This window comes from Methylobacterium sp. WL69 (assembly GCF_008039485.1).
Taxonomy (GTDB): domain Bacteria; phylum Pseudomonadota; class Alphaproteobacteria; order Rhizobiales; family Beijerinckiaceae; genus Methylobacterium.
On the sequence record NZ_VRUZ01000035.1, the window covers coordinates 33,372 to 42,245 of the forward strand.

The 8,874-nt window shown below is 69.0% G+C and carries 11 protein-coding genes and 1 pseudogene; 4 read left to right on the forward strand and 8 right to left on the reverse strand.

Annotation, left to right across the window (positions count from 1 at the left end):
- Nucleotides 1-3: 3 nt before the first annotated feature.
- The 6 genes and pseudogenes from FV218_RS11820 to FV218_RS11840 form a co-directional block, all read right to left on the reverse strand.
- Nucleotides 4-861: an SDR family oxidoreductase gene (locus FV218_RS11820; RefSeq protein ID WP_147709847.1), complete on the reverse strand. Its 858-nt coding sequence runs from the start codon at nt 859-861 to the stop codon at nt 4-6.
- A 92-nt stretch (nt 862-953) separates the two neighbouring features.
- On the reverse strand, nt 954-1,619 hold the full coding sequence (gene ccmB / locus FV218_RS11825; RefSeq protein WP_187273033.1) for a heme exporter protein CcmB: 666 nt from the start codon (nt 1,617-1,619) through the stop codon (nt 954-956).
- Nucleotides 1,619-2,269, reverse strand: coding sequence for a heme ABC exporter ATP-binding protein CcmA (ccmA, locus tag FV218_RS11830; protein ID WP_147709848.1), 651 nt, complete (start codon nt 2,267-2,269; stop codon nt 1,619-1,621). Before ccmA ends, ccmB begins: the two co-directional genes overlap by 1 nt.
- A 96-nt stretch (nt 2,270-2,365) precedes the next feature.
- A pseudogene (locus FV218_RS23500) lies at nt 2,366-2,473 on the reverse strand (type II toxin-antitoxin system mRNA interferase toxin, RelE/StbE family); the annotation flags it as partial.
- Nucleotides 2,440-2,622, reverse strand: coding sequence for a hypothetical protein (locus tag FV218_RS11835; protein ID WP_313899167.1), 183 nt, complete (start codon nt 2,620-2,622; stop codon nt 2,440-2,442). The pseudogene FV218_RS23500 and the gene FV218_RS11835, both read right to left, overlap by 34 nt.
- The gene (locus FV218_RS11840; RefSeq protein WP_147709849.1) at nt 2,606-2,842 is read right to left on the reverse strand and encodes a TraY domain-containing protein; all 237 of its coding nucleotides are present in this window, start codon (nt 2,840-2,842) and stop codon (nt 2,606-2,608) included. The genes FV218_RS11835 and FV218_RS11840 overlap by 17 nt, the downstream gene beginning before the upstream one ends.
- Before the next feature lie 42 nt (nt 2,843-2,884).
- Between FV218_RS11840 and FV218_RS11845 the strand changes: the two genes are divergently transcribed.
- The 4 genes from FV218_RS11845 to FV218_RS11860 all read left to right on the forward strand — a co-directional run bounded on the left by FV218_RS11845 (nt 2,885) and on the right by FV218_RS11860 (nt 6,783).
- On the forward strand, nt 2,885-3,289 hold the full coding sequence (locus FV218_RS11845) for a DUF4258 domain-containing protein (protein WP_147709850.1): 405 nt from the start codon (nt 2,885-2,887) through the stop codon (nt 3,287-3,289).
- Entirely contained in the window at nt 3,273-3,470 is a 198-nt protein-coding gene (locus tag FV218_RS11850) for a DUF2283 domain-containing protein (RefSeq protein ID WP_147709851.1), read from the forward strand. The genes FV218_RS11845 and FV218_RS11850 overlap by 17 nt, the downstream gene beginning before the upstream one ends.
- A gap of 252 nt (nt 3,471-3,722) precedes the next feature.
- Entirely contained in the window at nt 3,723-6,422 is a 2,700-nt protein-coding gene (gene acnA / locus FV218_RS11855) for an aconitate hydratase AcnA (RefSeq protein WP_147709852.1), read from the forward strand.
- A 172-nt stretch (nt 6,423-6,594) separates the two neighbouring features.
- Nucleotides 6,595-6,783: a DUF1508 domain-containing protein gene (locus FV218_RS11860; protein ID WP_056095817.1), complete on the forward strand. Its 189-nt coding sequence runs from the start codon at nt 6,595-6,597 to the stop codon at nt 6,781-6,783.
- 60 nt (nt 6,784-6,843) lie between these two features.
- On the opposite strand, the gene FV218_RS11865 is transcribed toward FV218_RS11860, so the two are convergent.
- Both FV218_RS11865 and FV218_RS11870 read right to left on the reverse strand, forming a co-directional pair.
- On the reverse strand, nt 6,844-7,530 hold the full coding sequence (locus FV218_RS11865; RefSeq protein ID WP_246685084.1) for a YoaK family protein: 687 nt from the start codon (nt 7,528-7,530) through the stop codon (nt 6,844-6,846).
- A 189-nt stretch (nt 7,531-7,719) separates the two neighbouring features.
- A complete protein-coding gene (locus FV218_RS11870; RefSeq protein WP_147709853.1) occupies nt 7,720-8,748 on the reverse strand; it encodes an AI-2E family transporter in 1,029 nt (342 codons plus the stop codon).
- Nucleotides 8,749-8,874 lie beyond the last annotated feature (126 nt).

Genomic DNA, 8,874 nt, shown 5'->3' on the forward strand with positions numbered 1-8,874 from the left:
ACATCAGATCGTGACCATGCCGCCCGTCACCGCGATCATCGCGCCGCTCATGTAGCTGCCTTCGTCCGAGGCCAGGAGCACGTAGGCGCCGGCTAGTTCGGCCGGCTGGCCGGGGCGGCCGAGCGGCGTCTTCGAGCCGAAGGTCTCGACCTGCTCCGTGTACATGGTCGCGGGGATCAGGGGGGTCCAGATCGGCCCCGGCAGCACCGCGTTGGCGCGGATGCCGCGCGGCCCCAAAATCCTGGCGAGGTTGGTGGTCATGTTGGCGATGGCCGCCTTGGTGGACGAGTAGGCGAGCTGCTGCTCCACCGGGTTCTTGGCGTTCACCGACGAGGTGTTGATGATGGACGCCCCCGGCTTCAGGTGCGGCGAGGCGGCCTTGAGGATGTAGAACATCGCGTGGACGTTGACGGCGTAGTGCCGGTCCCAGTCGGCGATCTCGATGTCCTCCAGAGTGTCGGCGAGCTTCTGGAACGCCGCGTTGTTCACCACGATGTCGAGGCGGCCGAACTCCGCGACGGTCTTCTCGACGAGGCTCGCGCAGTGGCGGTGATCGGCGACGTCGCCGGGCAGCAGGACGACGCGGCGGCCGGCCTTCTCGACCCAGGCGGCGGTGTCCTTGGCGTCGTCGTGCTCGTCGAGGTAACTGAGCGCGATGTCGGCGCCCTCGCGGGCATAGGCGATGGCCACCGCCCGGCCGATGCCGCTGTCGCCGCCGGTGATGAGTGCGACCTTTCCGGTGAGCTTGCCCGAGCCCCGGTAGCTCTCCTCGCCGTGGTCCGGCTTCGGATTCATCTCACCGGACCGGCCCGGATAGGGAATCGGCGGCTGCGGGAACGGGGGCTTAGGATAATCGACCATGGGAACTCCGTCAGGCGGCCCCCGTCGGGGGCCTTCGACGGGACAAGCGCCGGGCCCCGGCCCGGTTCGCCGGACCGAAGGTCACAGACCCGTCATTCGCTCCAGCGCAGGGCCGCCGCCGCCGCCACGGTGCCGACCACCCCGGCGATGAGGGTGAGGCCGGCGAGGATGGCCAGCGGCGTCGTGAACGGCACCGTGCCGCCGAGAGCCGCCTCGCTCGCCGAGACGCCGAAGATCAGGGTCGGGATCATCAGGGGCAGCACCACCACGGCCAGAATCAGCCCGCCGCGCCGGATCGAGGCGGTGAGCGCCGAGCCGACGGCGCCGATGAAGGTCAGGGCCGGGGTGCCCACCAGCAGGGTCAGGCTGGTGGCGGCCATGGCCGTGCCGTCGAGCGCCACGAGCAGGCCGAACAGGGGGGCGGCCAGCGCCAGGGGCAGGCCGGTGGTCAGCCAGTGCGCCAGCACCTTGGCGAGGACCACGAGCTCCATGGGCACCGGCGCGCCGGTCATGAGGTCCAGGGACCCGTCCTCCTCGTCGGCCTGGAACAGGCGGTCGAGGCCGATGAGGGTGGCGAGCACCGCCGCCAGCCACAGGATGGCGGGGCCGATCCGCGACAGCAGGTTGAGGTCGGGCCCGAGGGCGAACGGCACCACGGCGACGATCATGAGGAAGAACACCAGGGACAGGGCCCCCGAGCCGCCGACCCGGGCGGCGAGGGCGAGGTCGCGGGCGACGAGGGCCTTCAGGGCGCGCATCACCACCACACGTCTCCGGCCGCGGTGGTTTGGGATGCCCGTGCGTCGGATCGGGCCGGCTCGATGCGGAGCTCGCGGGCGCCGTCGAGGCCGAGGGCCTGGTGGGTCGCCGCGATGACGAGGCCGCCTTCCGCCCGGTGGCGCGCCATCATGCCGGCGAGCACCCCCTGCGAGGCGACGTCGAGGGCCGCCGTCGGCTCGTCGAGGAGCCAGAGCGGCCGCCGGCACACCAGGAGGCGGGCGAGCGCCACCCGCCGGCGCTGCCCGGCGGACAGGTAGGCCACCGGCAGCTTGAGAGCGTGGCCGAGGCCGAGTTCCTCCAGGGCCGCGCGCGGGCTCGCGGTGGGCATCCCCAGGAGGTCGCGGGCAAAGGCGAGGTTCTCCTCCGCCGTGAGCGGACTCTTGAGCCCGTCGCGGTGGCCGACCACGTGCAGGCATTCGGGCAGGGTCGCCTCGCCGACCCCCGCCACCGTGAGGGTCCCGGCCTCGGGCTTGAGCCGACCGGCGAGCACGGCGAGCAGGGTCGACTTGCCGGCGCCGTTGCGCCCGGTGACCATCAGGGCCTCGCCGGCATCGAGGGTGAACGACACGTCCGAAAAGATGCGGCGGCCGGAGCGGCGGACGGTGAGGTTTTGGGCGGTCAGCCGCACGGGATTGTCTGGATCAAGCGCCTGTCCGTAAGCCTTCAGGGAATGTGTGACCGCGCGATCACGCGTCGTCGAAGACGCGTCTACCGCAAAACGATCTCAGCGATAGACCGAGCGGCGATTTCCGACGCTCACCACGAGGATTCGCAAGGCGTGGTCCTCGATACCGACGATCACCCGAAAATCACCCACGCGATACCGCCAGAGGTGCCCGTGAGGGCACTGCCGATCACCCGGGGATTGTCGAGGGGCGAAATCCGGTGGCGTAGGAACCTGAGGATCCGTTCGGCCGAGGCGGGATCGAGTTTGGCGAGTTCCCGTTCGGCCGAACGGTCGAACTCAATCCGCCAGGCCATACCGGGCCATCACCTCGGAAAGCGGAATCGTATCAGCTTCTCCGCGCTGAATGGCTTCGAGCCGGCTTTCGGCAAATTCCACATCCTCGATATCTTGCTCGATATCCTTCAGGTGATCGAGGATCGCGTCCCGGGCGTAGTCGTCCGTGCTGCGGCCCGTGCGCCGTGCCAGGGCTGCGAGGCGATCCTCGATCTCGGGCGGCAGGCGAAGGGCGATCATCGGCATCTCCGGTCCAGAGCCCAATCTAGCGCGCTTCCACCCATGACGTCCACGCAGCCGGCAGGTGGGCGCCCCCCACAGCCAACAGACGCGGCGCTCTGTCGGGCCGCCGGTAGCGGCCAGGTTCGACGTGTTCTATGCCGGGTTCAGGCTGCGCCGGGCGGGTCTCTGCTGGTCCCGATCTTCACCTACACGCAACACGCGCGGGACCAGATCGCGCTGCGTTCTCTCGACCAGGCCTGGGTGGAGCGCACGATCCTGGCCCCGGATGCCGTGGAGCCCGATCCCCGGCATCCGGATCGAAGGCGGGCCTTCCGCGCCCTGCCGGAACGGGACGGCCGCGTGCTTCGCGTGGTTTATGTGGTACGCTCGGCCGCGACCTTTCACGGGATCACAGCCTTCCTCGATCGTGGGCGGAGACCCGGCACGCATGAAATCCCGGTATGACCGTGAGGCGGACGCACTCTACGTGCAGCTCGCCGACGCCACGATCGTCGGGAGCGAGGAGGTGCGCCCAGGCATCATGCTCGATTTCGATGCGGCCGGACGGGTCGTCGGGATCGAAATCCTCGATGCCTCCGAACACGTGGCCGAAGGCGCGGATTTCGCGCACCTCGTCGCAGCGTAGCCCCTCCCGCCGGCGACAGACCCACGGCCGTGTCACGGCCCACCCGTAGCGGCCAGTTTCGAAGTGTTCTATACCGAGCCCAGGCTGCGCCGCGCGAGTCTCAGGGCGTCCAAATCGCCCTTCGCGCAACAACCTGTCCGGGCACCCCCGGAGCGGCGCGCGCTCACCAGCGCACCCAGCCGAGCACGAATTTCGTGGCGCAGGTTATGCCTGCGCGTGTTCGACCAACCGCTCGCGAGGATCAATAACGCCGTGGCATCGCTCGACAGCTTCCAGTCCCGCCAGACCCTCACCGTCGGGGACAAGTCCTACACCTACTACTCGATTCCCCATGCCGAGAAGGCGGGCCTGCCCGACGCCACCGCCCTGCCGTTCTCCATGAAGGTGATCCTCGAGAACCTCCTGCGGTTCGAGGACGACCGTTCGGTGAAGAAGGGCGACATCTCCGCCACCGTCGCGTGGCTGGACAACCGCGGCAAGACCGAGACCGAGATCGCCTTCCGCCCCGCCCGCGTCCTCATGCAGGATTTTACGGGCGTGCCGGCGGTCGTGGATCTCGCCGCCATGCGCGACGCCATGGTCGCCCTCGGGGGTGACCCCCAAAAGATCAACCCCCTGGTGCCCGTCGACCTCGTCATCGACCATTCGGTGATCGTCGACGAGTTCGGCACCCCGAAGGCCCTGGCCGACAACGTGGCGCTGGAATACTCGCGCAACGGCGAGCGCTACACCTTCCTGAAATGGGGCCAGTCGGCCTTCGACAATTTCTCCGTCGTCCCCCCCGGCACCGGCATCTGCCACCAGGTCAACCTCGAGTACCTGTCGCAGACCGTTTGGACCAAGGCCGAAGACGGTACCGAAATCGCCTATCCGGACAGCCTCGTCGGCACCGATTCGCACACCACCATGGTCAACGGGCTGGCCGTGCTCGGCTGGGGCGTCGGCGGCATCGAGGCCGAGGCCGCCATGCTCGGCCAGCCCCTGTCCATGCTGATCCCCGAGGTCGTCGGCTTCAAGCTGTCGGGCAAGCTGCCCGAGGGCACCACCGCCACCGACCTCGTGCTCACGGTCACGCAGATGCTGCGCAAGAAGGGCGTCGTCGGCAAGTTCGTGGAATTCTACGGCCCCGGCCTCGACGACATGGCGGTGGCCGACCGCGCCACCATCTCCAACATGGCCCCGGAATACGGCGCCACCTGCGGCTTCTTCCCCATCGACCGGAAGACCATCGACTTCCTCACGGTCACGAGCCGCACGGACGAGCGCATCGCCCTGGTCGAGGCCTACGCCAAGGCGCAGGGCATGTGGCGCGACGCCCAGACCCCCGACCCGGTCTTCACCGACACCCTGGAGCTCGACATGAGCGACGTGCGCCCGTCGCTCGCCGGCCCCAAGCGCCCGCAGGACCGGGTGCTCCTCGATGCGGCCAAACCCGGCTTCGCCGGCTCCATGGAGACCGAGTTCAAGCGCGCCGCCGACATCGCCCGGCGCTACCCGGTGGAGGGCGCCAACTTCGACATCGGCCACGGCGACGTGGTCATCGCCGCCATCACGAGCTGCACCAACACCTCGAACCCGAGCGTGATGATCGGCGCCGGCCTCCTCGCCCGCAACGCCGTGGCCAAGGGCCTGCGCTCGAAGCCGTGGGTGAAGACGTCCCTCGCCCCCGGCTCCCAGGTGGTGGCCGAGTACCTCGAAAGCGCCGGCCTGCAGCAGCCCCTCGATGCCCTGGGCTTCAACCTCGTCGGCTTCGGCTGCACCACCTGCATCGGCAATAGCGGGCCCCTGCCGGCGGCGATCTCGAAGGCCATCAACGACAACGACGTGGTCGCCGCCGCCGTGCTCTCGGGCAACCGCAACTTCGAGGGCCGGGTGAACCCGGATGTCCGGGCGAACTACCTCGCCTCGCCGCCCCTCGTCGTCGCCTACGCCCTGGCCGGCTCCATGCAGATCGACCTCGCCACGGAGCCCCTCGGCACCGGCTCGGACGGCCAGCCCGTCTACCTCAAGGACATCTGGCCCTCGACGGCGGAGGTGGCGGAGTTCATCGAGGCCAACATCACCTCGGCCCTGTTCAAGTCGCGCTACGCCGACGTGTTCGGCGGCGACGATTACTGGAAGGCCGTCGAGGTCACCGAGGCCGAGACCTTCGCCTGGGATTCGACCTCCACCTACGTGCAGAACCCGCCCTATTTCGAGGGCATGACCAAGGTTCCGGCCCCCGTCGAGGACGTGGTCGATGCCCGCATCCTCGGCCTGTTCCTCGATTCCATCACCACCGACCACATCTCGCCGGCGGGCAACATCCGGGCGAACTCCCCGGCGGGCGCCTACCTGCAGGAGCATCAGGTCCGGGTGCAGGACTTCAACCAGTACGGCACCCGCCGCGGCAACCACGAAGTCATGATGCGCGGCACCTTCGCCAACATCCGCATCAAGAACCAGATGGTCCGCGACGAATCCGGCACCGTGGTCGAGGGCGGCTGGACCCTGTTCCAGCCCTCCGGCGAGCGGATGTTCATCTACGACGCCGCGCAGAAGTATCAGGCCGAGGGCACGCCCCTCGTCGTCTTCGCCGGCAAGGAATACGGCACCGGCTCGTCGCGCGACTGGGCGGCCAAGGGCACCAAGCTGCTCGGCGTCCGCGCCGTGGTGGCCGAGAGCTTCGAGCGCATCCACCGCTCGAACCTCGTCGGCATGGGCATCGTGCCCCTGGTGTTCCAGGGCGAGACGTCCTGGGCCTCCCTCGGCCTGAAGGGCGACGAGACCGTGACCCTGCTGGGCCTGTCGGGTGATCTGAAACCCCGCCAGACCATGGTGGCGCAGATCAAATCGGCCGACGGCACCGTGCAGGACGTGCCGCTCACCTGCCGGATCGATACCCTCGACGAGCTCGAATACTATCGCAACGGCGGCATTCTGCCCTACGTGCTGCGCTCCCTCGCGGCGTAACACCGGCGGCCCTGCGATGACGAAAGGCTCCGCCCGAAAGGGCGGGGCCTTTTTCGTTCCGGATCCCTTGAAAAACATCGTTCAAGTTAATAAATATCTCACCATCCAATCTGAGGTTTGAATAGCGGAGAGGCGCCGCACGGCTGCGGAGCCTATGGTCATGGAGAGAACGATGAGCGCCGTAACCTATCCCTGTTACAAGCTGAAGAAGGACGTCCGGGGCCAGTGGTACTGGGTCTACTATGCCAAGAACGGCGAAGAGATCTCGAAGAGCAGCGAGAGCTACGTCGCCAGGTCCGATTGCGAAAACGGCATCAAGCTCAACAAGGCTTCCGCCAACGATCCGGTGTTCCAGGTCTAGGGGTCAAGGTCGGAGGGATGGACCCTCGCCCTGGGTTCGTCTCCGACCCAGGGCGGCGGGTCACGGATGCGATTTCCGGTCGGGAACGAACAGCAATCCGACGAGGATGAAGGCGGGCACGAGCACGCACCAGAACGACACGGCAGCAACCCCGAATGCCCCGGCCAGTGCGCCCGTCGCGAAGGCCAGCACGGCGGACAGGGTGCGCCGCAGGCGGGTGCCGACCTGCTCACTGAGCTTCGCCCCGCACAGGCGGTCGGTCAGGTCGATCACGGCCTGCGTGACGTTCACGGTCATCACGGTCGTCGCCGCCAAGTGGCCGATCACGAGACGCCCGATGCCGTTCTGGATACCCATCGCGGCAACCCCGAGCATGCCCACGCCGGTCGCCCTCGCGCCATCCGGTGAGCCGAGGGGCGACATGGCGGCGCCCGCCATCGCGAAGGCGATGAGGACGGCGGCTTCGAGGGCCAGCAGAGGGCGCAGGGGCGGCGAGCCTTGCCGCTCCAGGGCCAGGGCGATCAGGCGCGTGACAGCCACGGCCAGGATGAACACCGGAAGGGCAAGCAGCTTGGCGAGGACGCCGGTCGAGGTCGAGATCAACTCCGCACCAATCAGGACGAAGTTGCCAGTGACATGGGCCGTGAAGAGGCCGGTCAGCGTGATGAAGGCGGCGGTGTCGACGAAGCCCGCGACGAAGGCGAGCCCGACACCGATGACGGCATCTCTATCGGCGTGAGTGGGCACGATGCATCGGTCTCCGAACCATCAGTGGCAGAGCTTTTTCGATCATGGGGCCGGACGCCCACCGGGCGACCTCATCCTCGCGGTGCAGGCGCACTGCGCCGCCTTGAAGGAGAACGCCCGGCTCCGCAACGCAACCTGGAAATCTGCTTCGCGGCCCCTGCGTGGCCGGCTGGGACGCAGGAAGGCTGTTCACGCGACCGGTGCCGCACCCGCCCCGCCCGTAAACTCCCGCCACAGCAGGATCAGCGCCGCCATCACGGCCGGGCCGAGGAACAGGCCGAGCAGCCCGAACGTCTCGACGCCCCCCAGAATTCCCAAAAGCACCCAGAGGAAGGGCAGCTGCGTCGTGCCGCCGATGAGGGCGGGGCGGACGAAGTGGTCGGCCACGAACGTGACGACGAAGCCCGCCGCGACGACGACCGCCGCCGGAACCACGGAGCCCGCGGCGAGGAGCACCAGGGCGGCGGCGCCGAAGACCAGGGGCGCGCCGAACGGGATCATGGCCGCCACCGCGGTCAAGGCACCGAGGAGCACCGGGTGCGGCACCCCGGCGAAGTAGTAGACGATCCCGAGCAGCACGCCCTCGCCGAGGCCGACGAGGACGAGGCCGTCGACGGTGCCGTGGACCGAGGCCACCATCTGGCGGGCGACGCGCTCGCCGCGCGGGCCGAACAGGCGGGCGCTCGCGGTCAGCACCTGGGCGGCCACCAGCGTCCCGTCCCGGAACAGGAAGAACAGGGCGACGAGGCTGAAGCCGAACAGCACGCTGCGCCGGACGATCTGCGCCCCGAGGCTGCGCGACAGGCCGATGGCGGTGGAATTGTCGAGGTGGTGCAGGAGGTCGACGCCCGCCTTCGGGTGGCTGAGGTTCTCGGCCCACCACGCGCTCGCCTGCGCGCCCCCGAACGGCAGCCGCGAAAACACCTCCGGCACCGGCAGGCCGGTTTCCTCGGCCGCGCGCGCCAGGGCGACGACGTCGTGGGCCTCCCGCGCCGCCTGGATGCCGAGCACCACCAGGGGCAGCAGGAACACCAGGGCGACGGCGAGGGTGAACAGGCTCGGCAGCAGCAGGTTGTGCCGGCCCGGCGGCCAGCGCCGTTCGGCCCGGGCGTAGAGGGGACCCAGGGCGATGGCGAGGATCACCGCCCAGGCGAGCGCCGGCAGGAACGGGTGCAGCACCCAGAGCCCGAGGGCGGCGAGCCCGGCCACGAGGAGGATGCGGGCGACGCCCTGGGCGCGCGGCCGAGGAAACCGGCCTGCCGGTGCCGGAGGTGTTTTCGCGGCTGCCGTTCGGGGGCGCGCAGGCGAGCGCGTGGTGGGCCGAGAACCTCAGCCACCCGAAGG